At 67.5% G+C, this 22247-nt stretch carries 25 protein-coding genes; 12 read left to right on the forward strand and 13 right to left on the reverse strand.

Features of this window, described 5'->3' with window-relative positions:
* Positions 1 to 93: 93 nt before the first annotated feature.
* The 8 genes from ACL06G_RS15170 to ACL06G_RS15205 all read left to right on the forward strand — a co-directional run bounded on the left by ACL06G_RS15170 (position 94) and on the right by ACL06G_RS15205 (position 4607).
* Entirely contained in the window at positions 94 to 315 is a 222-nt protein-coding gene (locus ACL06G_RS15170) for a hypothetical protein (RefSeq protein WP_412836080.1), read from the forward strand.
* 70 nt (positions 316 to 385) lie between these two features.
* A complete protein-coding gene (locus ACL06G_RS15175) occupies positions 386 to 1276 on the forward strand; it encodes a GNAT family N-acetyltransferase (protein WP_412836081.1) in 891 nt (296 codons plus the stop codon).
* Positions 1273 to 1683, forward strand: coding sequence for a hypothetical protein (locus ACL06G_RS15180; RefSeq protein ID WP_412836082.1), 411 nt, complete (start codon positions 1273 to 1275; stop codon positions 1681 to 1683). The genes ACL06G_RS15175 and ACL06G_RS15180 overlap by 4 nt, the downstream gene beginning before the upstream one ends.
* 140 nt (positions 1684 to 1823) lie before the next feature.
* Positions 1824 to 2195, forward strand: coding sequence for a hypothetical protein (locus tag ACL06G_RS15185; RefSeq protein WP_412836083.1), 372 nt, complete (start codon positions 1824 to 1826; stop codon positions 2193 to 2195).
* An 85-nt stretch (positions 2196 to 2280) separates the two neighbouring features.
* Entirely contained in the window at positions 2281 to 2541 is a 261-nt protein-coding gene (locus tag ACL06G_RS15190) for a hypothetical protein (protein ID WP_412836084.1), read from the forward strand.
* Complete coding sequence (locus ACL06G_RS15195; protein WP_412836085.1) at positions 2538 to 3338, forward strand: hypothetical protein; 801 nt, start codon at positions 2538 to 2540, stop codon at positions 3336 to 3338. Before ACL06G_RS15190 ends, ACL06G_RS15195 begins: the two co-directional genes overlap by 4 nt.
* Positions 3339 to 3684: 346 nt before the next feature.
* The gene (locus tag ACL06G_RS15200; protein ID WP_412836086.1) at positions 3685 to 4386 is read left to right on the forward strand and encodes a DUF5753 domain-containing protein; all 702 of its coding nucleotides are present in this window, start codon (positions 3685 to 3687) and stop codon (positions 4384 to 4386) included.
* Positions 4383 to 4607, forward strand: coding sequence for a DUF397 domain-containing protein (locus ACL06G_RS15205; RefSeq protein WP_412836087.1), 225 nt, complete (start codon positions 4383 to 4385; stop codon positions 4605 to 4607). Before ACL06G_RS15200 ends, ACL06G_RS15205 begins: the two co-directional genes overlap by 4 nt.
* A 79-nt stretch (positions 4608 to 4686) precedes the next feature.
* On the opposite strand, the gene ACL06G_RS15210 is transcribed toward ACL06G_RS15205, so the two are convergent.
* From ACL06G_RS15210 to ACL06G_RS15265, 12 genes are all read right to left on the reverse strand, one after another.
* On the reverse strand, positions 4687 to 4881 hold the full coding sequence (locus ACL06G_RS15210; protein WP_412836088.1) for a DUF5999 family protein: 195 nt from the start codon (positions 4879 to 4881) through the stop codon (positions 4687 to 4689).
* A gap of 200 nt (positions 4882 to 5081) precedes the next feature.
* On the reverse strand, positions 5082 to 5606 hold the full coding sequence (locus tag ACL06G_RS15215; protein WP_412836089.1) for an NUDIX domain-containing protein: 525 nt from the start codon (positions 5604 to 5606) through the stop codon (positions 5082 to 5084).
* 19 nt (positions 5607 to 5625) lie between these two features.
* A complete protein-coding gene (locus ACL06G_RS15220; RefSeq protein WP_412836090.1) occupies positions 5626 to 6819 on the reverse strand; it encodes an acyl-CoA dehydrogenase family protein in 1194 nt (397 codons plus the stop codon).
* A gap of 36 nt (positions 6820 to 6855) precedes the next feature.
* Positions 6856 to 7410, reverse strand: coding sequence for a GAF domain-containing protein (locus ACL06G_RS15225; RefSeq protein WP_412836091.1), 555 nt, complete (start codon positions 7408 to 7410; stop codon positions 6856 to 6858).
* Complete coding sequence (locus ACL06G_RS15230; RefSeq protein ID WP_412836180.1) at positions 7407 to 8063, reverse strand: GTP-binding protein; 657 nt, start codon at positions 8061 to 8063, stop codon at positions 7407 to 7409. Before ACL06G_RS15230 ends, ACL06G_RS15225 begins: the two co-directional genes overlap by 4 nt.
* A 31-nt stretch (positions 8064 to 8094) precedes the next feature.
* Positions 8095 to 8463, reverse strand: coding sequence for a DUF742 domain-containing protein (locus ACL06G_RS15235; RefSeq protein WP_412836092.1), 369 nt, complete (start codon positions 8461 to 8463; stop codon positions 8095 to 8097).
* A gap of 1 nt (position 8464) precedes the next feature.
* Positions 8465 to 8917: a roadblock/LC7 domain-containing protein gene (locus ACL06G_RS15240; RefSeq protein ID WP_412836093.1), complete on the reverse strand. Its 453-nt coding sequence runs from the start codon at positions 8915 to 8917 to the stop codon at positions 8465 to 8467.
* Complete coding sequence (locus ACL06G_RS15245; RefSeq protein ID WP_412836094.1) at positions 8914 to 10479, reverse strand: sensor histidine kinase; 1566 nt, start codon at positions 10477 to 10479, stop codon at positions 8914 to 8916. Before ACL06G_RS15245 ends, ACL06G_RS15240 begins: the two co-directional genes overlap by 4 nt.
* 263 nt (positions 10480 to 10742) lie before the next feature.
* Positions 10743 to 10937: a hypothetical protein gene (locus ACL06G_RS15250; protein ID WP_412836095.1), complete on the reverse strand. Its 195-nt coding sequence runs from the start codon at positions 10935 to 10937 to the stop codon at positions 10743 to 10745.
* Positions 10937 to 11410 (reverse strand): hypothetical protein, encoded by a 474-nt coding sequence (locus ACL06G_RS15255; protein WP_412836096.1) that lies wholly within the window; start codon positions 11408 to 11410, stop codon positions 10937 to 10939. Before ACL06G_RS15255 ends, ACL06G_RS15250 begins: the two co-directional genes overlap by 1 nt.
* A gap of 465 nt (positions 11411 to 11875) precedes the next feature.
* A complete protein-coding gene (locus tag ACL06G_RS15260) occupies positions 11876 to 13102 on the reverse strand; it encodes a helix-turn-helix domain-containing protein (protein WP_412836097.1) in 1227 nt (408 codons plus the stop codon).
* Positions 13103 to 13358: 256 nt separating this feature from the next.
* Positions 13359 to 14207, reverse strand: coding sequence for an SAM-dependent methyltransferase (locus tag ACL06G_RS15265; RefSeq protein ID WP_412836098.1), 849 nt, complete (start codon positions 14205 to 14207; stop codon positions 13359 to 13361).
* Positions 14208 to 14506: 299 nt separating this feature from the next.
* On the opposite strand from ACL06G_RS15265, the gene ACL06G_RS15270 reads away from it, so the two are divergent.
* From ACL06G_RS15270 to ACL06G_RS15285, 4 genes are all read left to right on the forward strand, one after another.
* Positions 14507 to 14701, forward strand: a complete 195-nt coding sequence (locus ACL06G_RS15270; protein WP_412836099.1) for a DUF1360 domain-containing protein — start codon at positions 14507 to 14509, stop codon at positions 14699 to 14701.
* A gap of 20 nt (positions 14702 to 14721) precedes the next feature.
* Positions 14722 to 17739, forward strand: coding sequence for a hypothetical protein (locus ACL06G_RS15275; protein WP_412836100.1), 3018 nt, complete (start codon positions 14722 to 14724; stop codon positions 17737 to 17739).
* Positions 17740 to 17897: 158 nt separating this feature from the next.
* Positions 17898 to 21065, forward strand: coding sequence for a phage minor head protein (locus ACL06G_RS15280; protein WP_412836101.1), 3168 nt, complete (start codon positions 17898 to 17900; stop codon positions 21063 to 21065).
* A 60-nt stretch (positions 21066 to 21125) separates the two neighbouring features.
* A complete protein-coding gene (locus tag ACL06G_RS15285; protein ID WP_412836102.1) occupies positions 21126 to 21254 on the forward strand; it encodes a hypothetical protein in 129 nt (42 codons plus the stop codon).
* Between the two features lie 387 nt (positions 21255 to 21641).
* Here the strand turns inward: ACL06G_RS15285 and ACL06G_RS15290 are convergent, their stop codons facing one another.
* Entirely contained in the window at positions 21642 to 22190 is a 549-nt protein-coding gene (locus ACL06G_RS15290; RefSeq protein ID WP_412836103.1) for an NUDIX domain-containing protein, read from the reverse strand.
* Between the last annotated feature and the right edge of the window lie 57 nt (positions 22191 to 22247).

A 22247-nucleotide genomic window follows, 5' to 3' on the forward strand; every position in this document is an offset into this window, starting at 1 on the left:
AATACCCCCTCTCTATATTGCTTTTCGACCTGCATTCAAGTAGGATGAAAGCACAAGGAAAGGGCAATTCCGGCCACCATTGAGAGGGGTCACATGACCATCCAGCTCACCGGCTCCCGCGTCACCGCCGACGCGGGCCGGATCGGGGACTACCTGCGCGCCTGCCTTGCCGTGGACGACGGCCCGGCGCTGCCGCGCGTCCTGGCCGCCACCGTGGTCGAGGAGACCCCGACGGGCTCCATCGTGCTCGCCTCCTTCGACAGCCCCGGCGACTCCGCGGAGACCTTCGAGATCACCGTCAATCGCATCTTCTGACACCCGCTCCGGGTGAGCACCACCTCTTGGTGGTGCTCACCCGGAACCGACTCAGCGGAAGGAGCCCGATGTGGGCACCCACAACACCGCCTGGGCGGAGCGCGTGGCTCAGGACCTGCGCACCCGCCACTTGGATCTCAGTCTTATCCTCGAACCCGACGATGCCGGGAACGTCGCCATCTCCCGGATCGTGCTCCCCGTCAACGAGCGCGGCCAAGGGCTCGGCACCGTGCTGATGCGCGAGCTCATCGACGCCGCTGACGCCTACGGCACACAACTCGTCCTCGACCCGTCCACCGAATTCGGTGGAGACGTCGGTCGCCTGACGCGCTGGTACCTCGGCCTGGGCTTCATTTCCGGCACCCGTGGCCCACTTCACGCGCGCCGCACGTCTCACGCTTTGCGGCGGGAGCCTGACCCGCGGCTCCGCGTCTCGAACCCCGACCGCAAGACGGGGCACGTCGTGGAGTCCGGCCGCCCGCACCTGCTGCCCGACGGCACCTGCGTGTGCTCACGCCCGTGCTGCATGGCCACCACCGGCGGCCGCACCGTCTGCGTGTGCCGCATCTGCACGTCCTCGCACGACGAGCACGTCATCAGCAGTGCTCACCCTCTCCTTCCTCCCGGGTATCCGTGGCTGCCGGCGGCCGCTCTGCGGGCTCTGGAGGACGTCGCCTGGCGCTCCGCCTACGGCGGCGGAACCCGGTCGGAACGGGAGGCGATGTTCCGTATCGCCTTCACCGATTCCCTGGAGCGGTACCTCGGGTTCGGCGGGATGGCCCTGGAGGCGGTGGTCGACGCGTGGAAAGCGGGCCGTACTCACGTAGACCTGACCGACGTACCGCCCGGCTCCCCGATTCCCTGGCCAGAGATTGTTGCTGACCTGCGTAAGTCTGGGATGGCCGACTTCGTCGGCACCATGCACGGCGTGCTGATGCTGGGTCAGGAGGGGTCGTCGTGACGTACAGGAGAATGCCTAGCTGGCATGAGCCCGGGAGGGCTGTTCCAAAGCTGTCTCTGGAGAAGTTCGCCGCTCTGCGTCCGGAGGAGGTTCCCGAGGGAGAGCTGCGGCTGGTGACGCTGGCGCGTGCCGGCTGCGGGGCGAGAGGTCTGCAGTGGGTGTTGCCCCGCATTCTCCCGCCGGACCGGTACGGCGGTGGGTGCTACCTGCGGGTGGCTCTGGTGACCGACCCGGAGCGGGCGCCGTTTGAGCTGGCTGACGCCGCTCTACTGCGACACGGCTGGCAGGTGTTCGTTCCCTGGTTCTCGCTGGAGGAGGTCCCGGCGGAAGGACCGTGGCGCGGGCACCGACTCTACAGGGGGATGTGGGACGCGTTCGTGTGCCGCTCGGGGGCCGTTCGGGAGTAGCGGCGTGGGCCGGAGGGAGTGTGCTCTCCGGCCTGCACCACACCCAATAAATACCCCCCTTGAATATTGCTTATATTCCAGCCTTCAAGTAGGATGAAGTCACAAGGAAACGGACATCACCGACAGAAGGGGATCCCGCGATGCGCGGCCACGACACCGAACTGATCACTCGTCTCATCCACACCGGCATCAACATCCAGTGCGACCGGCTCAAGGCCGAGTGGACCAACGACGAAAACGGTCTCGTCATGACCGACCTCGACACCCTGCACCGCTACCGCCTCGACCTCACCCCTCTGCACACCCCGCAGGAGGGCGAGCCCACCTTCGGCACCGACCACCAGGCGGCCTACCGGCACATCACCCTCCGCCCCTGGGACGTCCCCGGAGTCGTCAGCGGCCTGTGCGGCGCCCACCTGACCCTCAAGGTCAGCCCGGACGCCAACGGCATGACGAACTGCCCCTCCTGCTATGACCCCGGCCTCACCGACGGCGAACCCTCCCGCTCCTGAACCGGCACCCGGTGGCGCGGCCTCCCCAGCAGGCCGCGCCACCGGCCCCACCCTCACCACCAACCGAGAAAGGACACCTCGAACCATGAACCGCCGCAGAAGCCGACTCTTCCCGCTCCTCGCCCGAGCGGCCGCCTCCATGGCCCTGGCCGCCATACGGCATTGGCAGAAGCGCAACCCCAACGTGGCCGACTACCGCGCCACTGAATCCCTCGACGGCCTGCGCACTGCCACCACCCACCTCGGCCACCTGCACCGCGGCACCCACACCGACTACTGGCACCACGCCCACGCCCGCTTCGTGGCCACCTTCGGCCTCCCCGACAAGGACGGAGTCCCCTCGTGAGCACCTCCACCGAACCTCCCGTCACCCCCGAACAGGTCACCTCTCCCTGGTACCTGCTGGAAGGGAACGGAACCAGCATCGTCACATCCGGCCCGGATCTGCGGCGCATGGTCGACTCTCTCGGCCCCGACCGCGCCCGGCACTCCCGCGACGGCCGTATCGCCCTGTGGCACCAGCGCGGCGGCGTCTCCTACTACCGGGCCCTCACCCAAGAGCAGGCCGACGCCCAGAAGGACGCCAACCGCAGCGCTCTCCAGGCCCGGCAGGACCTCGCCCGCTCCGTGACGGCATACCTGCGCACCCACGGGCTTCTCTACTCCTACGACCGCACCACTCAGACCCTCACCGACGGCGCCGAGGTCTACGAGGGCGGCCACGGCGTACGGGTGTGGCATCGGGACACCGCGTGGCTCCAGGCCCGCGACCCACAGTCCTCCGAACGAGACGCGCGCCGCACCGCGGTCTCCCGCTACCAGGACGTCCTCAACTCCGTCGGCGCATCAAGCGAAGTGGTCGGTACCGACCTGCACGTCCGGTCCTTCCCTCTCCCTCCCGAACTCGCCGCCGCCGTCCTGGCGCACCACACCGAAGACGGCAGCTGGACGGTGTCGGCCGGCGGCACACGCCACCTGGTACTCCGTCACTCCGACGGGTACACGCTCGGCTTCCACGGCCCCCGCCACTCCACGCTGGCCCTGGCGCTCCTGGAGGTCGCCCACGTGTCCGGCTCCTTGGACTCCTACCAGGCTGCAGCCCTTCGGCAGCAGCTCACCGGGGCCGGTGATTCCGGCTCCTGACACTCCTCCCCCGGACTTGCCGCATGGCATAGCCCGGGGGTCTACCACAGCCCCAGCCACTGACGCTGCGATTATCCGCTCATAGGCCCGGAAGGATTCATCCTCCTCCCATACGGCGAGGTGCCCCTTCTATGCTGTGGCCGTACGCGAGACGGTGAACTCGCGTTGTGGAGGCCCCGGCTGCGCGATGCGCGGCCCGGGGCCTTCACGCATATGGGGGAACGTTCCCCCACACGGCAGAAATGCCCCCGTGACCCTGGCAGAATCCAGCGTCATACCCCAGCAGGGCCGCACTTCGGCCCACCACGAGAACGGTCAACGAAATGACGTCAGGAGCTGACCCCCCATGACCGTCCGCGAGCACGACGTGCCTGGGATCATGGAACGCTGCCGCAGCCTGGAGACCAACGGCAAGAACGGCGGCACCGCCAACGGAGAGCCTCCCGCTCCTCCCAACGAGCCGGCAGAGGTGCCCGAAGGCGTCCGCCTCTACAGCGACCTCTTCTCTGCGAGCCACCGCGTCCAGATGTATACGGGCAACCTCGTGCCCGGTGTCCTGCAGACCGTCGAGTACGCCTGCGCGCTGCTGACGGCTCTCACTCCGAGCGTCATGCCGCACATGACGCAGGATCAGGCTTACTACCGCGTCAACCAGGGCAGGGAACTGCGTTCTGACTACCGGCGAGGCGTCCGGATGGTCCTCAACGAGTCCGTCCTGCACCAGCAGATGGGCGCCCCGGTGAACGTCCTCTCCGGCCAGCTGGAGTACCTGGTCACCGCGATCTCGGGTAACCCGCAGTGGTCGGTACAGCTACTGCCCTCCTCCAGTCCCCTGAACGCGATGCAGCAGTTCACCACGTTTCATCTGGTCGGCGGACAGACCGTGGTACACGCCGAGCCGTTCGGGGAATGCGCCTTCTCCAACGATCCTCCACTTCTCGCGCGACGTCTTGACGCCTTCGAGCGACTGCAGGCCGCCGCATTGGGGCCCGCCGAGTCGATGGAGCGAATCATCCAGCGATTGAGAGAAACCTGGTGCGTGCGATGAGACTCAAGCAGGACGGCTGGTTCACCTCCAGCCACAGCGGAACGGCCAACGGCGAGTGCATCTCCGTTGCCTTCCTCTCAGACGACCTCTACGGAGTACGCGACTCCAAGACCCCTGGCCCCGAGCTTCGCCTCTCCCAGGAAGCGTTCACCAGCCTGGTGGACTACGCACGGAACACGCCTCGGCTCCTCGGGAAGGAAAGAGGAAGACCTTTCATGTAAATGCTCATATTCCGTGGCCTTTCCATCACAATACCGGGAAGGCCACGGAACATGAGCATTCTGGGAAGAACTGAAGATTTCAAGCCGCCTTCTCAAGCGGCGTGGGGCGTGTCGGCCCGACCGGGCTGCCGTCGGGCAGCAGCCGTCCGGTGTCATCGAATTCCAGTGTGCCGTCGCTGCGCTTCCACCAGCCCTGTCCCGGGTGGAAGGCGGTCACCGGTGCGTCCTCTGCCTGGTCCTGTACCTGGGCAGAGGTGTTGGGCTGGCGATGCACGGGTCCTCCGTGAGCGTGATTGGTCGTCGGGTGAGTGGTTCTGCGAGGTGCTGGGGCTCTGGTGGTCAGGTGGCAAGGGGTGGCGCTGTCCGCCCCATGGTCGGCGCCACCCCTTGCCGTCCCCGCCTTGCGATGGGCCCTTGGGAGGAGGACACCAACACCGGGCCTCACGCGGGTGCGGGGAGCTTGGGAGAGGGCTGCTACGTCGCCGTGACCTGCTTCACGGAGCAGCTTGCGGTTCCGACCGGTTGTGGACCGGCCATCATGGTGGGTCGCCGGTGAGGTGAGAGGTAGGGCGCTCCGGCGGCCAGGCTCCTGACGGCGTGGACGATGCGCTGCCGTACACGCTCGGCCAGTCCGTCGAGGTCGTGTGGACCGGCCCACCGGAAGGTTCTTTCCTCTTCCGGCGTCGGTTGCTGGACTTTCTCCTCCGCTACTCCGCAGTCGAACACGAGGTACAGGGCTGCGGTGGTGTCCAAGGCGCGGGCGGGGAGGTATTGCGCCGCGAGAACGCGGCTCGGCGCGACGCTGAGTCCCGTCGTCTGCTGGACGGCGCTTGCGCAGGCTCCCGCCGGGTCTTCTCCTCGCTGAGCGTGTCCAGCGACCAGGTCCCATCCGTCGGCGTTGTCAGGGGCCTGTGCCAGGAGGATGCTCTGGTCCGGACGGCGGATCATTGCCAGCGCCGCGATCCGGTATTCGTGGTCGTCAGTGTGGTGCTCGGGCATCGGCGTTCCTCGTGGTAAGTCAGGCGGCAGTAAGAAGGTGGGCCAAGCGGCTGGACCATGGCTCGTACTTGGTGCGGCGGGACTTCTGGCCGAGGCGGTGCAGCTGGACATCGGAGGTGCCGGCGGGCGGTTCGATGCAGGGGAGGTCGCGCCAGATCCGCTCGATCGAGTGGTTGGAGAACAGGCCGGCGGCTCCGTAGGTCCTCATCGCGTCCCAGGCGGAGTGGATGCCGCTCTGGACGGCCCCGTACTTCGCGGACATGAGCTTGACGTCGCACTCTTGCCCGGTGTCGAGCATGTGGGCAGCCTCGTAGACCGCGGTGCGGGAGGTCTCCAGGCGGTGTCGCATCTCGCCCATCCGGGCATTGACGACGGCGAGGTCCCCGAGGTCGCTTCCGTAGCGCTGCCGGTCGTTGCAGAAGGCGACGGTCTCCTCGTAGGCGGCCCGGTGAAGTCCCAGAGCGACGGCGGCGAGGTTGAGTCGGCCGTAGAGGACGCTGGAGGAGTCGGCTATGTCCCGGCCGTCTCCCTCCTCACCCAGGAGGTTCTCGTCGGGGACCACGCAGTTGTCGAAGATGAGCTCTCCGAAAGAGAAGCCGTGCATGCCTATCGCCGGCTTGTGGGGCGCGAGGCTCAGTCCGGGGGTGTCGGCCTGGACCAGGAAGCAGGACAGGTCGCGGCTTCTGTTGCCTCTGCCCGTGCGGACGACGACGCCGTGCACGTCACCGACGTGGCTGTTGCCGACGTAGCACTTGCGCCCGTTGAGGACCCATCCGCCGCGGCGGCGTTTCGCGGTGGTCTCCATGCCCAGCACGTGTCCGCCGGAGCCGTGCTCGGTCACCGCGATCGTCGGGAGACAGCGGCCTTCCGCGATCTCGGGCAGCCACTTCTTCTTCTGCTGGGAGTTGGCCCAGTGGAGGATCTTCGCGTCTCCGAGGATCGACGCTTGGGCTATGCCTCCTGCTGCTGCGGAGTACCGGGACAGTCCTTCGATGATGAGGACCCTGGCGAGGTGCCCGGCACCCATCCCTCCGTAGCCGGTGCCTATGGTGACTCCGAACCAGCCCTGTTGCGCGATGAGCCGGGCGAGTTTGTGCTGGACCTCCTTGGAGGCTTCCATCTCCGGGATCCTGGGTACGACCTCGGCCTCCGCGAAAGCGCGTACCTGGGCGCGGAGGTCCTCGTGCCGTTTCGTGATGAAGTGAGAGGTCACGTCTCGTTCCCCTTCTCGTCGTCCTCGGCCTTCCGGTTACCTGGGGCCTCCGCCGGTGCTTTCGTGGATGTATTCCATGACGTCTCTCCGGTGAGCCTTGAGCAGGTCGATGTGTTCCTGCCGGGTGTTCTCGTCGCGGGTGACGGTGTCGACGATGCAGAACGTCCCGAGCATCGTGTTGGTCCGTTCATCCACGAGGCCGATGCCGTAGTAGGAGTTGATGTTGAGGCGGTCGTGGACCTCGTTGGCTCCGAATGCGGCCCACTTGGTCACGTCATGCAGTGCGAGAGCGCGGCCTTCCTTCTCCAGCACGTGCGGGCAGTAGCCGTGATCCCTGGGCATGTTCCGGGAGACCGTCTTCGGAGCCAGCGCGTCTTCGGAGCTGGCGGTGGCGTTGGTTGCAACGTAGAGGCCGGCGAAGTATTGCGTTCCCTCGACCTCGTCGTTGGTGAAGTTGATCATGGCGTACGGGGCCTTGGTGGCCTCCCCGAGCCGCCGGGCAAAGGCGTCCAGCGCGCTGTCGGGGCGGTCTCCGAGTCCGAGTTCCCTCAGCCGGGCTATGCGGTGTTCCAGGCTGTAGTTGACTGTCACAGCAGTGCTCCCGTCGATGCGGTAGGGGTTGCGGGGCTGTTCGTGTTCAGGGCGATGTGGTGGCGCACCAGCGCGATGAGGACGTGGGCCGAGCTGACCGGGTCGCGGGCGTCGCATCGCACGAGGGGCACGGACGGGCCGACTTCCAGTGCCTCGCGGACGTCGTTCAGGTCGTACCAGTTCGGTCCCGTCGGCTGGCTGCCGGTGGTGACGGTGCCGGCCTGGTGGGAGTGCTCGAAGCGGATGCCGTCAAGTCCTCGCCACGTCTCGGGGCCGTCGAACTGGTTGACCGCGACGATGTACGGAACGCCGACGTGCTCGAAGTAGTCCACCGCGTGGAAGCTGGCCTCCAGACGGCGGGTGTCGACCATGACGATGGTTCCGATCGCCCCGCGTGAGAGGTCGGGCCAGGTGAACCAGTACCTCAGCTGTCCCGGCACGCCGAACAGGTGCAGGACCACGTGCAGGTCGGTGAGGGTGCGTCGGCCGAAATCGAATGCCACGGTGGTCGCCGTCTTCTCCTCAAGCCCTGACAGGTCATCGACCGGTTCGCTGGCGCGGGTCATCAGGGCCTCGGTTGACAGCGGCTCGATCTCGCTGACCGAGCGGACCAGCGTCGTCTTCCCGGTACCGAATCCTCCGGCGACCACCATCTTCAACGGGAGTGGTGGGCCCACCGGTTGCTCAGGCAATGTCCTTGAGACCTGCAATGACTCTCTCCAGAAGCTGGATGGACGGACGGTCGTTGGTGGTGGGCATAGCCATGACGAGGAAGCCGGTGTCGATCAGGTCAGAGACGAGGATCTTGACGACCTGCAGCGGCAGTCCGGTGCGGCCGGCGAGCTCGACCACTGCGGAGGGACCGGCGCGGCACTCGGTGACGAGGTCCTGTTCTTCCTCGTCCAGGTGGTCTGTGCTCCCGGCCTCCGCTCGGGTTCGCACGTAGCTGGAGATGTCTACCGGCTGTGTCGGGTGCGTCCTCCCACGAGTTACGGCGTACGGGCGCAGCTCCTCTGAGGACTCGGTGGCCCACGCTGTTTCCGGTGTGGTCATCTCAGCCGAGCGGTCCCGGCGTCGTGGTCGGGTGGTGTACCCGCGGGTCTACTCCCAGGTGCTCACCGACGCGTTTGACGAGCTCTCCGAGTTCGTGGCCCACCATGCCGACGTCGGCCGTGGGCTCGGTGAGCGCGGCGAGGATGCCGCCTTCGCCGGCGGACGCGATGATGGCGATGGTGTCGTTGGCGTTGACGACCGTTTCCACGTGCCGGGTGTTCGGCAAGCCTGTGACTTTCTGCAGCGATCCGTTGAACAGGGGCAAATGACCGCTGACGATCGCGCTCAGGTAGTCGGCCCGCTCTTCGTCCGCCAGGCCGTGGCTGGCGAGCTTGAATCCGTCGATGCTTGACAGCTGGACTGCCCTGACATCCGGGATGGTGCTGACGAACTGGTTCATCAGCCAATCCAGGTTCGGCATGGCGGGCGCGCGGTGTCCGGTTGTCTCGGTCATGTCTGGTCCTCCTGGGCGGTGTTCTGGTGGCTGGCCGACGGCGATCCGTAGCGGCCGGCGAAGTATTGGCCGGCGATGCGTCCCGGGTTCTCCGACACCGGCGGCGGCTCGGCAGGACGTGTGAGGTCCATGTCGGACATAGGCCCTCGGCCGGCGGCCTCGCTGCGCCTCGGCAGGCGGGGCTTCTGGCTGCTGCGGGTGGGCTCAGCGGCGCGGCGGGGCATCGGCTCACGGCTGGTGGAAGGCACCTGGGGCTCTGGGTATGTGGGGCGAGCTGCCGGTCGCTGCCGTGCAAGTCGTGGGGGCGGCGGTACTGCGGCGGTGTGCTGCGGCGTGGTGGCCGGTGGGCCTGCCGGGTGTACGGCTGTTTCTTCGTCCTCTGCCCCGGTGGCCAGGAGCTTCTTGGGGATGATGACGAGGGCCCGGTTTCCGCCCTTGCGGTTGCGTCCCAGGTGCACGTCGACTCCGTAGCGCCGGGCGATTTCGGCTACGACCCGCATGCCGAGCCCGATGTACTGCGTGTCCTGGGGTTCGGTGGGGGTGGCCGGGTCGAGGACGCGGTTCAGGGCCATCAGTTTGGTCTGGCCGATGGGCAGTCCTACGTCATCGATCTCGATGGACAGCCCGTTGGGCACGTGTGTGGGCTTGACCTCCACGTCCTGCTCGGGTGGCGAGTATCGGACGGCGTTCTCCACCAGTTCGGCCAGGAGGTGAATCAGGTCGGGCACGGCGTAGCCGAGGACGGCGCTGTCGCGTCCGGGTATGCGCCTCACACGGCCCTCGTTCTGGACCTCGGAGACGGCCGAGCGGACCATCTTCTTGGTCAGGGTGTTTTGCTCCTGGCGCCTGGGCCTATCTCCGCCGATGATTGCCAGGCTCTCGATGAAGCGACGCATCTTGGTGACACGCTGGTCGACCTCGAAGACGAGGTCCATGGTCGGTGGGTCTTCGATCTTCCGGTTCAGCTCGTAGAGCCAGTCCAGTGCCTGGCGGACCGTGGAGTGGAGCCGCTTGGTCACGTACTTGGTGATCTCGCTGTGGTCCTTGGCTGCGGCGCGTTCGACGGCTCGCTGGGAGTCGTCTACGAAGGCTTGGAGGGCCGCAGAGAACTCGGCGTAGGGATTCGCTGCTGGCTGAGTGCCATTGGGCGAGAGCGGGGGCTGCTGCTGGAGAGGCAGGAACTGGCGACCGCGGCGAATGTGGGGCCACAGTTCCACCTGGAGCCAGTGCTGTACGCGGCCGATGTGCTCCGAGGTGTGCTGGGCTTCTGCCTTGAGGCGCTTGTGCGAGCTGTTCAGGGCCTTGGCGTAGTGGGCCGCGATCATCGTGGCGCTTCCGCATACGAGTACGGCGACCGCGGCGGCGGTCCAGGTGCGTGCTCCTTCGATCGCGGTGACGTTCCAGGTGAGCCATGTGCCCATGCAGGCCGTTCCGATGGTGAGGAGCGGCAGAAGGGCCAGGAGCCTGAGCTGCGCTTCGGGCTTGGCTATGAGGGCCCGGGGCTTCGCCCGGCGTCCGCGGTGCCGCCGGGCTGGGGCGGGGTGAGTGGAGGAGTCGGACATCACGATCCTGAGATGAGGAAGAGGAGGTGCGCCGGGCCGGGGCCAGGTGCAGGGGCCTGTGAAGGGTGTCCCGGCCCGGCGCGGTCTGGTGGTAGCGGTTTTCGGCTTCCGCTATTCCTCGTGCGTGGGTGTGTCCGTCCAGGTGGTCCGGGTGTGGGTCATCGGTGTCCTCGGTGAATGTGCGGGGCGGTGTGATGCCAGGGTCGGCAGAGAGGGCTTCTGCCATGGGGGATTCGGTGGAAGCTCCTGTCGGCCCTGGCGGTCTAGAAGCTGATGCTGGAGAGCATCTGGGCAACGCTGGTCGTGGCGTTCCTGATCGTGGGGGCGAGTGAGGTGCCTGCGAGGTAGAAGCCGAGGAGCACGCTCGCGATGGCGTGGGACGGCTTCAGTCCTCCCTTGCGGATCAGGAGCACTACGACGACCGTCAGGACGACGGTGGCCGAGATGCTGAGCTGCATCAGGCTGCGGCGACGATCACAGGGTCGACTCGCTCATGCTCGGTGGCATGTACGGGGCTCGTGGCCCCAGGGTTCTTCTGCGTGCGGTACGCCTCGTAGAGGCTCCGCAGGTCGGTTCGGTCGGCCCGGAGGACGTCGTCGGGCGGCAGCATCCAGAGGCGGCCGTGGCTGAGCGGCTCTCCCATCCGCACCTGCGCGGCGCAGTCGGCGGTGTGGGCGAGCTGGCAGCCGGCTTCGCCGGCGAGGAGCCAGGCGACGTTGAGGTCCTGGCTCACGGGAACCAGGTACTGCATGTGCATCGCGCAGGCGATGACGGGAGAGATCGGGACCTTGTTGTGGCGGAGGATGTCGAGGGTGCGGGCTCCGATGCCGGCGCCGAAGGCGGCGTAGAGTCCGGGCCTCGCGTGCTGTGGGGTCTCGGTGAGCTGGACTTTCCAGGGGTGCTGCGTCTGGAGCACGCTCGGTGGGGTCATGGGGCGGCTTCCGTTGAGGGGTCTGGTGGAGGGGTCTGGGACTTGCGGCCGGGATCCCGGCTCGTGCGCTGTGCGGGCGCACGATGTGCATGCCGGGTCTCTCGGGCCGTATCAGGTCCGTCGGGTGGCGGACCTCTGTTCTTCTCGTGGTGGGGCTGGCCTGCTGAGTCGCGCGAGGAGAAGGAAGAGTCCGATGCCGATGAGGCCGGTGACGCTGATGGCCTTCCAGATGTCCGGCACGAGGTGTTCCCTCCCTTGTCTCGTGCGTTTCTGCTCCCCGGTGTGCATCCGGGGCGGTCTGCGTGGCTGGTCACCGAATTCGGGCATAGCGGCACCCCGCTCTGTCCGTGACCCGGTGCTGTGCTCCGGTCGCGCAGGGCACCCATCATGACGCAAAAAAAGGACCCTGACTTTCACAAAATGTGAAAGTCAGGGTCGGGGCTGAGCAGCGGTGTTGACGGTGAGTCAGACTCCGATCCAGCGGGCGTAGTCCTTCAACCGCTTGTGCGGCTCTCCGTTCCGGCGGAGCAGCGCGAGTACGGTCTCCCTGGTCGTGGGGTGGTACCGGGTCTGGTCGGAGGCGAGCCTTCGTGCCTTGAACAGTGCCTGGCAGCTCTCCTCGTGCAGCTTGATCTTCTCGTAGGCACGGGCCATGTCCATGTAGTGGTGCGCAGAGCGGTTCCTCGCCCACCCCTTCGGAAGCCGCACCGTCTCACCCGTTTCGACCGCCTGTCCTGGCTCGCACAGGTCGATGCGGATGGAGGTGTCGTGGACGTCGATGTTGTGCTGGTCGAAGATCAGGCCGTACGGGTCCGGGCCGGTGAGCTTCCCGGCCAGGTCGCGGGCTGCTGCGATGCGGGCGAAGGCGTCGTCGCGGGCGGAGTCCCGGCGCTGCCTGGAGTGGAGCACTGCTGCCTTTAGGTGCATGGTTCCCATGGCCGAGGTGGCGGTCGGGTCCCCGCGGCGGACTCCGTCCTCGAGGAGGCGTTCCATCGCTCGGATTCCGCGCAGCCCGAGATCGTAGGCTCCGTGATGGAGGAAGTAGTCGGACCGGTAGTGCGTGACCACCGTGGGCAGGTAGGGGTCGCTGGACTGCTCTGCTGCCATCTGCATGCGGTCCAGAGCGATCAGGGACAGGTCCAGAAAGCCGAGTTTGTGGGCGAAGCAGTTCGCCAGCCGGTACGCCTGCGCCAGGGTGCCGTATGCCTGCTCACGACGGTGGAGTGACGGGGCGTCGTGAACGTGCTCGATGAGCTCGTTGATGACGGCCGGCACTTTCACTCCGAGGCTCATGTACTCGCCTCGGAGGCGGCTGCTGTCGAGTTCGGTGAGTTCGGCGTTGACTTCGTCCAGAGCCCGTGGCGGCACGTCGGTCTCGACTCCGGGCAGGATCGGGTTCGAGATGGCGTGCCGGAGGGGCTGCACGAGCTGTTCCAGGCCCTCGTCCTTGAGTGGCGACAGGTAGGGCTGACCGGTGAGTTCGGTTACCGACACCTGTAGGGCTGCCGCGCAGGCTGCCGTGGCTTTCGGTCCGGCGGTTCGGAATCCAGCCTCGACCTTGGTGATGAGGCTGTAGGAGAGGTTGGCGCGATGGGCCAGCCCTTGTTGTGTCATGCCGCGCTGCTTGCGGATCGCGGTGATGTTCTGGCCGATGCTCGGGTTTTCCGGCCGGCTTTTAGGGGTCTGAGACATACTGGTCTCCGTTCCTCTCATCCACGTGGAACGGTACCCGCGGGTAGCCGCATGGGTACATGCCTTGGGGCCCCGGGGCCGACCGCAGCCCGTCCCGGGGTCCCGAGGCGTTGTTGTCGCTTCGGTCCGGCTCTACTTCCGGTGTTCTTCTGCTCTGGCGTCCGGTAACGGCACGTCAGGGAGCTGGCGGGGTGTCCGTCGGCTGTGGTGGCGCCTGCACTGGGCGGACGCGCCATCATCAGCCCTGGCGCCGTGTCTACTGCTTGATGCCGATTCCGGCCCAGATGGACACTTCCTCGTCCGGTACGTCGGTTCCAGTGCCCGTGAACGCCTCGTGCTGGGGCCGTGTCTCGGGGCGCCACTTGTGTGCTGGCACGATGCCCGGATCGAGGAATTCGAGACCGGTGAAGAACCGCTCTACCTCGTCTCGGCTGCGGGCCTGCGCGGACACTCCCTGCGCGTTGTATACCTCCACGACACGCGGGATGTACGTCTGGTCCAGGTCCGCGGTGACGTGTGTCAGGCAGAGCGCGGAGCCTGACGGGAGGGCGTTCAGGAGCTGGGCGATGATTCCGTATGGGTCGTGGTCGTCCGTGACGAAGTGCAGGACGGCGTTGGCCGACAGCGCGACGGGCTCTGCCAGGTCGAGTGTGCTTTGGAGCTCCGGCGCGTCGAGTATGTGCTCGGGCTGTGTGATGTCGGCCTGCACGAAGTCCGTGTGGCCTTCGTCCGTGCCGGTCAGAAGTGCTCGTGCGTGGGAGAGCACTATCGGGTCGTGGTCGGTGTAGACGACGCGGGCTTCCGGTGTCACCGCCTGCGCGATTTCGTGCAGGTTCGGTGAGGTGGGGATGCCGGTTCCGATGTCGAGGAACTGGCGGAACCCCTGACGCGCCAGGGTGTGTACGGCGCGGTGCATGAAGTGGCGGTTTGCTCGTGCGGCCTGTGCGACGTGGGGCCACACCTCGCGAGCTTTGTCCGCTGCGTTCCTGTCGGCTGCGTAGTGGTCCTTCCCTCCGAGGAAGTAGTCGTACATGCGGGCTGCGTGGGGTCGTTCCTGGGCCCCGAGGGTGATCCCGCTGTCTGGACGTGATTCGTCGTGCTGCACAGGTAGCTCCGTCGTATGAAGGGGTCTGCCCGCGCGGTGGTGATGCGCGGGGGCGGGCTTGTGCGCCGTAAACAGGATGGCTGATGGGGTGGTTGACGTGCCAGCGATCTTGGTGGCAGATCCGTTGCTGGTGTCCGTTGTTGTGCCGGTGGGTGACGTGTTGGGCGATCTTCACCCGCATAGCCCATTACCATGCGTATGTGCTTGGTATCTCCGTGTTTCTGCTGACCCTTGGCTCTGTCGCCCGTATCACCCGTTTCCTCAACACGGACGTCCTTGCTGCCCCTATCCGCGCGAGAGTGATCGCCTGGCGCGGACCTGACTCCAAGGCATCCGAGCTCATCCAGTGCCCCTGGTGCCTGTCCATCTGGGTCGCAGCCGCCGCGGTCCCGACAGCATCCTTCGCCGGTGACAGCCTCTGGTTCCAGATCCCCGCAGCCATCCTGACGATCAGCTACCTGTACGCCATGGTTGCCCAGCTCCTCGACCACTGACCCGGGAGGAGTGGTTGACCATGGCTTTCCGCAACAAGAAGACCCACACCAGCTCGCCGCGCGAGCACCTTCCCGGCTCCCCTCCCGTCGTGATCTCCTCCGCCGCTCTGGTGGACATGGGCACCGTCGGGAAGGCGTCGAAGAAGACGGAGTGGCAGCAGCAGGCGTGGTCGTACTACGACGACGTGTCCGAGCTTCGGTACGGCGTCGGCTGGCTCGCCAACGCCTTGTCCCGGTCCCGCCTGTACGTCGGTAAAACGGATCCGGAGAACCAGGCCCGCCCGTCCCCCGTACGGTCCGGTGCTCCGCTCGTGCCGCTGGAGGAGCTGTTCGAGGGCACCTCCGGGCACGGGCAGATGCTCTCCCGCATGGCCACGCACCTGTCGGTGCCCGGCGAGACGTACCTGATCGGCATGGACCACAAGGGCAAGCGCCGCTGGCTGTGCTCCTCCAACGAAGAGTTCGAGACCACCCGGCAGGGCAAGACGAAGGTGCGGCTGCCGGAGAGCGACCAGCAGGTTGAGATCACCCTCGGCTCCTCCACCGTGCTGCGCCTGTGGCGGCCCCATCCGAAGCGGGCGTTCTACTCCGACAGTCCTGTGCTCGGGCTGCGGTCGGCGCTGCGGGAGCTGACCGGCACCTCCGCGCACATCTCCGCCACCCTGAACTCTCGCCTCGCCGGCGCCGGCGTGTGGCCTATCCCCGAGTCCGCGAGCTTCCCACAGCCCGCCGAGTCGGAGAACGTCAACCCCGTCCACTCCGACCCGGCCATGAACGCCCTCATCCAGGCGATGGTCACCCCGCTGTCCAACCCGGACAGCGCGGCCGCGATCGTGCCGCTGCTGATGCGGGTCTCCGACGATGCGCTGAAGAACCTCAAGGACCCGATCAAGTTCCACACCCCGTTGGACGACAAGATCGTGTCGATCCGGGACTCCGCGCTGCGGCGTCTGGCGATCGGGCTCGACGTTCCTCCGGAAGTTGTGCTGGGCAGCGCAGATCTGAACCATTGGTGTGTAGACGACAGTACAGAGATCTTTACGCGTGATGGGTGGCGCAGCCACGACCAGCTCTCCTCCGGCGACGTCGTGCTGACGCTGAACCACGACACCGGGGCGAGCGAGTGGCAGCCGGTCGGTCAGGTGAAGCGGTGGCAGGTCGAGGACCTTGACATGGTGGCGATGGAGGGCCGCTACCACTCCTCGCTCAGCACGCTGAACCACCGGTGGCCCGTGCTTCGCGGTAAGCACGCCTCCCGGCGCGACCGGGTGTTCACCACCTCCGAGAACCTGCAGCAGGACGACTTCCTGGTGACGGCCGCCCCGTGCTCGGACGTCCCGACGGAAGCGAAGTACGCGGACGCCTTCGCTGAACTGGTGGGCTGGTTCTTCACCGAAGGGTCGTGCCGTCGCCGCGAAGGCCGCGACTGTCCGCAGGTGTGCATCAACCAGTCGATGGACGCCAACCCTGAGAACATCTCCCGCATCAAGGCGTGCCTCACGTCTCTGTACGGCCCTCCGGCAGCCGGTCCGCTAGGCAGCGGGGGTAGGAAGTCGACGCCGGAGTCCCAGGCCCGCAGGGAGGAAGCTCGCAGGCTGTGGGCGCAGGACCCGCGGCCCTCCAAGCAGGAGATCGGCCGCCGTCTCGGTGTGTCTGCCACGATGGTCGCGAAGTACCTGACCAAGGACGCCTCCACCCACGACTCCACGCCCCGGTGGCGTGTGGTCTACCGGGACAACGGCATGGTGACCTTCCTGCTGAACCGAGCCGCCGCACAGCCGCTGGTCGACGTTGCTCCGGACCGTGCGGTGTCCCTGGACTTCGTGCGCTCGCTGACCGCCGGGCAGCTTGAGCTCTTCATCAACGCGGCCATCCGCGGTGACGGCTCCACCCAGGCCGGCGGCACCCGGTGGATCAGCCAGAAGCAGCTGGAGATGACCGAGGCGTTCGAGCTCGCCGTCATTCTCTCCGGACGGTCCGTGCACTCGTATCCGTCGCAGCACCACGGCTACCGCACCCACGTGCAGCACGTCGTCTCGATGCGGGAGAAGGGCGTCTTCGGGCCCCGCCACCGCAACACCAGCCGCCGCAAGTACACCGGTACCATCTGGTGCCCCACGACGCCTAACAGGACGTGGCTCGCTCGCCGCAACGGCAAGGTGTACTTCACCGGGAACACCGCCTGGCAGGTGGAAGAGTCCGCGATCAAGCTGCACATCGCTCCGCTGCTGGGGTTGATCTGCAACGCGCTGACGGAGCAGTACCTTCGGCCGGCGCTGACCGCTCTGAAGGTCAAGGACGCCTCCAGGTACGTCATCTGGTACGACACCAGCGATATCCAGATGCGGCCGAACCGGGCTCCGGAGTCGATCCAGCTGTGGGACCGCGGGCTGCTGTCGGACGACTCCACGCTGCACGAGCACGGCTTCTCCGAGGAGGACAAGCCTGGCGAGGACGAGCGTCTGCGGCACCTGGCGGTGACGCTGGTGACGAAGAACGCCGCTCTGGCGCCGTATCTGCTGCCCTACCTGGGGCTGGAGTCCACCGTCCCGGCCGGAGCCGCCGGCGGCGGTGGGGGCGGTGAGGGCAGTGAGGTGGAGCGGGCCGACGGCGGCGGGGATCCGCAGGACGAGCCCTCGCGTCCCCGGGCGCTCCCGGCGGCCGACGCGGACGAGGCGCCCGGAAACGTCCGCTCCTCGGCCGCACAGTGGCGCCTGAACTGCCTTGAGGTGTCTGTCGTGCGTGCCCTGGAGCGGGCCGGGAACTGGCTGCTTAACCGGAACCGTTCCGCGCGTGGCCGTATGTCCGAGGTGCCTCTGCACGAGATTCACGCGCACCTTCCGGTGCCGGATCGGCAGCTCGACCAGATGCTGTCCGGCGCCTACCGCGAGCTCGTCACGGCTCTGCCGGAGGAGACGTGCCTGCACGCCACCGTGGACGAGTACGTACGGGCTCTGCTGGTCTCCGGCCAGCCGCACGAGCGCCGCTACCTCTCGCTGGCTCTGCTCCGCTCGGGGTGCGTGACTGATGCGGCGTGAGGAGCCATGGCCGGCCGGGCGCGGTGAGGTGGAGCTGCTGTGTGAGGAGCTGACAACGGAGATCTTGGTCCCCGCCCTGTCGGCCCTGGGGGTTCCGGGGCCCGAGCTGTACTGGCTGGTCTTCGATGCCCGCCCGCTCCGTTTTTTCAGGAGCCGTGATGCCTCCTGAGCTGAACGACCCGTGGCTGACCTCCCGCATGCGGGGGGCGGCGCAGATCGCCCGCGCGGAGCAGGCGATCCACGCTGGCACCATCGCGGCTATGACCGGCTACCTCGACGCCGTACGAGCCGGCGTCCTCGAGGGTCGCGCGGTCACCGCGGCCGCCGGAGGATCGGGCGGGGAGCCGGACCTGAACGGCTGGCCCGAGCCGTCGGTGTGGCAGCGGCTGGTGGAACGGCACATCCTCCCTCCGATCGTGGCTGCCTGGGGCGAGCGGTTCTCGCGGCTGGCTCGCGGCGCGGCGGTGAGCGACATCCGGTACCGCGAGCAGTACATGGAGACCGTGCGGGACCGGCTCTCTCCTCGCAGGTGGCCTCGGGGAGTGTTCGAGACGGTGCGGTACGAGCTCGCGGAGGCCATCGCTCAGGGCGAGTCGTTCGCAGCGATGCGGCAGCGTCTCGGGGATCTGTTGCACATCAACGCCGCCTCCCGGCGGTACCGGGCGCGGGCGGCCGAGCTGCGGCAGATCCGCGACGATCCTGACACGCCGTCGGCCGATCGGCGCCAGGCGCGGGCGGAGCTGCGGCAGGTGTACGAGGGCTTGGACGACGCTGACCGGCAGTGGCAGCCCGACGCCATGCGCATCGCTCGCACAGAGTCTGTCGGGGCTCATAACGGGGGTGCGTACGCCGGGGCGCAGGCGTGGTCGCAGGAGTCGGGTGTGGAGCAGTACAAGCAGTGGCTCGCCACCCACGTGCGCGGCCCTGGCGGCGCCCCGGGCGGGTTCGATGACCGTGTGCGGCCCACCCATCGGCATGCCGACGGGCAGCTGGTTCCGATGGACGAGCCGTTCTCCGTGGGCGGGTTCTCTCTGGACTACCCCGGCGACCCCTCCGGACCCGCAGCAGAAGTCATTCAGTGCAGATGCGCCCTACTGGTGTGGGAGCCCGACGATCCCGAGATTCAGCACCTCATCGCTTCTGGAGGAGCCATGGCTGACGACATCGACACCGAACAGCTTCCGTCCCGCTGGTCCGGGCCGCTGGCGCCTCTGGACACCCCGTCCGGGGACCGTCGCATCCTCGCCGCACCGCCGGATGGTCTGCGGGTGCGGGAGATGCCCCTCCCTCTGCTCTACAAGCCAGTCACCGGCCCCGGGCACGACGACGCCTACGAAGTCGGCCGCATCACCGAGGCGTGGGTCGAAGACGGCCAGCTGATGGGCGCCGGCGAGTTCGACCTGGCCGATGAGACTGCGGTGAAGGCCGTGCGGCGCATCGTGGACGGCTACTCCCGCTGGGTCTCGGTCCGTGTGGACGACGAGACGATGACGCTCCGCTACGAGAACGCGGACGGCAAGGAGGTCTCCGCGGAGGAAGCCCGTGAGCTGGCGGAGCAAGCCTGGGACATGGGCGAGGAGCCCGACATCACGGTGTACTTCGTCACGGCGGACTGGCGGCTGATGAACGCCGTCCTCGTGGGCGAACCTGCGTTCGACACGGCGAAGATCTATCCGGTGTGGGACGAGGACGGCCAGGACCAGGACGACGAGGACGGCGACGGTGAGGGCCGGTCTGCGGAGCACTCCGCGCAGGATGCTGCGGAGGTGTCCGAGTACGCGCTGGCGGTCGCGGCGACGGAACTTGTAGCGGACGAGGGCGCTCTGTCCGAGGACTACCAGGTCGGGGAGTCTGCGGCGGTGTTCACGGTGGTGGGGGACACCGACCTTCCGTTCGCTCCGCGGGGCACCAAGTGGGACGGTTCCGGCGCGAAGAAGCGGATTCTCGCCTGGGCGGACGGCGACGTGAGCAAGATGCGCAAGGCGTTCCTGTACCGGGACCCGGACAAGGACCCGGCCACCCGTGCCGCGTACAAGTTTCCGTTCGCGGACGTTCGGGACGGGCGTTTGGAGGCGGTGTTCGCCGGCGTGCAGTCGTGCGCTGCGTTCTTGGAGAGCGGCGACATCTCGGAGAAGGACCGCGACGCGATCCGGAAGAAGCTGACGACTCTCTACAACCGTGCGGCGCGGGATTTCGATGACGACGGCATCAAGCCGCCGTGGAAGAAGAAGGCCGGCAAGGAGTCGTCCTCCCACTCGGCGGCCCTGGAAGCGGAGGCCCCGGCGCCCGGATCCAGTTCTGAGTCGAAGGTTCCGGCGCAGCGCAGGAAGGAGGTGCCGCGTCCTGTGGTTGCATCTGCGGTCACGGACCTGGTGACGTTGACGGACCCGGCGACGGACGAGGCGTGGCGGCCACCGCACGGCTGGTTCACCGATCCGAAGCTTCCCGGTTTCACCCGGGTGGTGATCGAGGAGTCCGGGCGGCTGTACGGGCACATCGCGGACTGGGAGGCGGAGCACATCTCCTTCCCGGGGCAGGGGGTGACGCCTCCGCGCAGCCAGACGGGGTACGCGTACTTCCTGCGGCGGGCGATCGAGACGGACTCTGGCGAGCACGTGCGGGTCGGGCAGCTGACGTTCGCGGCTGGGCATGCGGACACGTTGTGGTCGGCGTTCGAGTCGGTGGACCACTATGACAACACCTGTGCCCAGGGGGCCGTAGTGGCGTGCGGAGAGGACGAGCACGGCATCTGGGTGGCTGGTTCGGTCCTTCCACACCTGCAGGTGCCGGAGCGGAACTCGCTGGGGCTGACGGACTGGTCGGGTGACTGGCGCGTGATCGGCGGGAGCCTGGAGATGGTCGGCGCGCACGCGGTGAACACGCCGGGTTTCCTGGAGCTGACTCACGAGCTGGAGCGGGAGCGGCTTGGGCTGACGGCGGCCGGGCCGACGGCGACGTACCGAGTCACGGCTCCAGTCGTGCGTACGGGCAACGGTGGGCGTCCGTGGGCGCTGATCGCTGCTGGGATGCGACCTCGGCGCCCGCAGAAGGGCCTGAACCAGCGGGAGATGGTCCGCGAGATCACTTCGGGCGTGCTGGGTGAGCTGCGCGCTTCCGGTGTGATCCCGTCCACCCCTGCTGGGCGGCAAGACGGTGCCGAAGAACCATCCAGGCGTGCGGGCGGTGCTGCTGGGGCTGCTTCCGGCGTGACGATTCACACGCCCGAGCAGACTGGCGGGGGCTACGACTCGACTGCCGGGCGGGCGCTTGCCGCGCGGGCGCGGATGGCGCAGGCACGGATGCACTCTGCTGGCCGGCTCAGGTGAGCTGGCGGTGCTCAATCAGTCGGGCGGCCCGAGCAGCGTGGGCCGCGTTCAAGGAGGGACGTGACATGGGTTGTGGATGCGGCGGCGGTGCTTCGACGCGCCGTACGGGCGGCGGTGGCACTGCTGCTGGTGGCGCGGGCACGGTGTGGCGGCACCTGCGCCCTGATGGGAAACATCGGGACTACTTGACGTCGGCGGAGGCGTACTCGGCGCAGTCTTCGGTCGGGGGCCGTGTGGAGCCGGTCGCTCCTGGGTCGTAGCTGCGACCGGGGCGTGATCGTCGCTTAGGGTGGTGGTGCGCGCACCCGCTGCGGGGTGGGGAAGCGTGCGAGGGGTGTCGCGGTGCTCCCGTGCCAAGGCTCCACGAAGTGCCGTGACGGTCCTCAGATGCCGTTTTCTGCCCCTTGGGCGGGGCGGTTTCGTGGATGGTGAGCGTCCGCGGTGACGGTGTCCACAGCAGATGGGCCCGGCTGGTTTCGCGCCTGCCGGGCCCATCTGTGGTGTTGTGGTGTCCGGTGGCCAGTCCTCCTGGCGTGGGCCTGCACGTTCCAGTTCCGTGCGGCCTCGGCGTTGTGTTCAGCCGGTGGTACTGGCGTCCCAGTCCCAGGTCCCGAAGTATGCGGTCCTTCCGGTACGGCGTGCCTTGGCGACTGCCGTGAGCCGGGCGAAGTCGCGTTGCGGCATGTGCGGCTCCCACTCCTTCAGGGGCAGTACGGCTGCCCGGTCGTGCTCGGTGGGTGCGAGGTTCAGGGTCTCGATCTGCTGGTCGGTGAGTCGTCCTCCGTCGAAGACGAATCCGACCGTGGCGTAGGGCCAGTGTCCTCCGGGGAGTCCGAACACCGAGGCGAGCAGTACCGGCGGACCGTCGAGGGTGAGTCCGGTCTCTTCCTGGCACTCGCGGATGGCGGCCTCCCATGGGCGCTCGCCGGGGTCCACGTTCCCTCCGGGCATGTGCCATGGGTGGGCCTGGGAGTACACCGCGTGGAGCTGCAGTGGGTGCTCGTGCTTGTCGGTGAAGTAGACGCATGCGAACGCCACGGCCTTCTGCAGGGTCTCCGCGTATTCCTCCATCAGCAGCAGGTTCGGCTTCGTTCCGTTCGCCTGACTGGGGGTGGCGTTGCTCATGAGGTCGTCTCCAGGTGTTTCCGCGCCCCTGCGGGGACTCTCCGGTCTGGTCAGTCG

Source organism: Streptomyces callyspongiae, assembly GCF_047200695.1.
GTDB lineage: Bacteria > Actinomycetota > Actinomycetes > Streptomycetales > Streptomycetaceae > Streptomyces.

Coding starts and splice junctions, on each gene's coding strand:
- ACL06G_RS15170 (WP_412836080.1), top strand. CDS start 94: ATGACCATCCAGCTCACCGGCTCCCGCGTCACCGCCGACGCGGGCCGG.
- ACL06G_RS15185 (WP_412836083.1), top strand. CDS start 1,824: ATGCGCGGCCACGACACCGAACTGATCACTCGTCTCATCCACACCGGC.
- ACL06G_RS15190 (WP_412836084.1), top strand. CDS start 2,281: ATGAACCGCCGCAGAAGCCGACTCTTCCCGCTCCTCGCCCGAGCGGCC.
- ACL06G_RS15200 (WP_412836086.1), top strand. CDS start 3,685: ATGACCGTCCGCGAGCACGACGTGCCTGGGATCATGGAACGCTGCCGC.
- ACL06G_RS15205 (WP_412836087.1), top strand. CDS start 4,383: ATGAGACTCAAGCAGGACGGCTGGTTCACCTCCAGCCACAGCGGAACG.
- ACL06G_RS15215 (WP_412836089.1), bottom strand. CDS start 5,606: ATGCCCGAGCACCACACTGACGACCACGAATACCGGATCGCGGCGCTG.
- ACL06G_RS15230 (WP_412836180.1), bottom strand. CDS start 8,063: ATGGTGGTCGCCGGAGGATTCGGTACCGGGAAGACGACGCTGGTCCGC.
- ACL06G_RS15235 (WP_412836092.1), bottom strand. CDS start 8,463: ATGACCACACCGGAAACAGCGTGGGCCACCGAGTCCTCAGAGGAGCTG.
- ACL06G_RS15240 (WP_412836093.1), bottom strand. CDS start 8,917: ATGACCGAGACAACCGGACACCGCGCGCCCGCCATGCCGAACCTGGAT.
- ACL06G_RS15245 (WP_412836094.1), bottom strand. CDS start 10,479: ATGTCCGACTCCTCCACTCACCCCGCCCCAGCCCGGCGGCACCGCGGA.
- ACL06G_RS15250 (WP_412836095.1), bottom strand. CDS start 10,937: ATGCAGCTCAGCATCTCGGCCACCGTCGTCCTGACGGTCGTCGTAGTG.
- ACL06G_RS15255 (WP_412836096.1), bottom strand. CDS start 11,410: ATGACCCCACCGAGCGTGCTCCAGACGCAGCACCCCTGGAAAGTCCAG.
- ACL06G_RS15260 (WP_412836097.1), bottom strand. CDS start 13,102: ATGTCTCAGACCCCTAAAAGCCGGCCGGAAAACCCGAGCATCGGCCAG.
- ACL06G_RS15275 (WP_412836100.1), top strand. CDS start 14,722: ATGGCTTTCCGCAACAAGAAGACCCACACCAGCTCGCCGCGCGAGCAC.
- ACL06G_RS15280 (WP_412836101.1), top strand. CDS start 17,898: ATGCCTCCTGAGCTGAACGACCCGTGGCTGACCTCCCGCATGCGGGGG.
- ACL06G_RS15290 (WP_412836103.1), bottom strand. CDS start 22,190: ATGAGCAACGCCACCCCCAGTCAGGCGAACGGAACGAAGCCGAACCTG.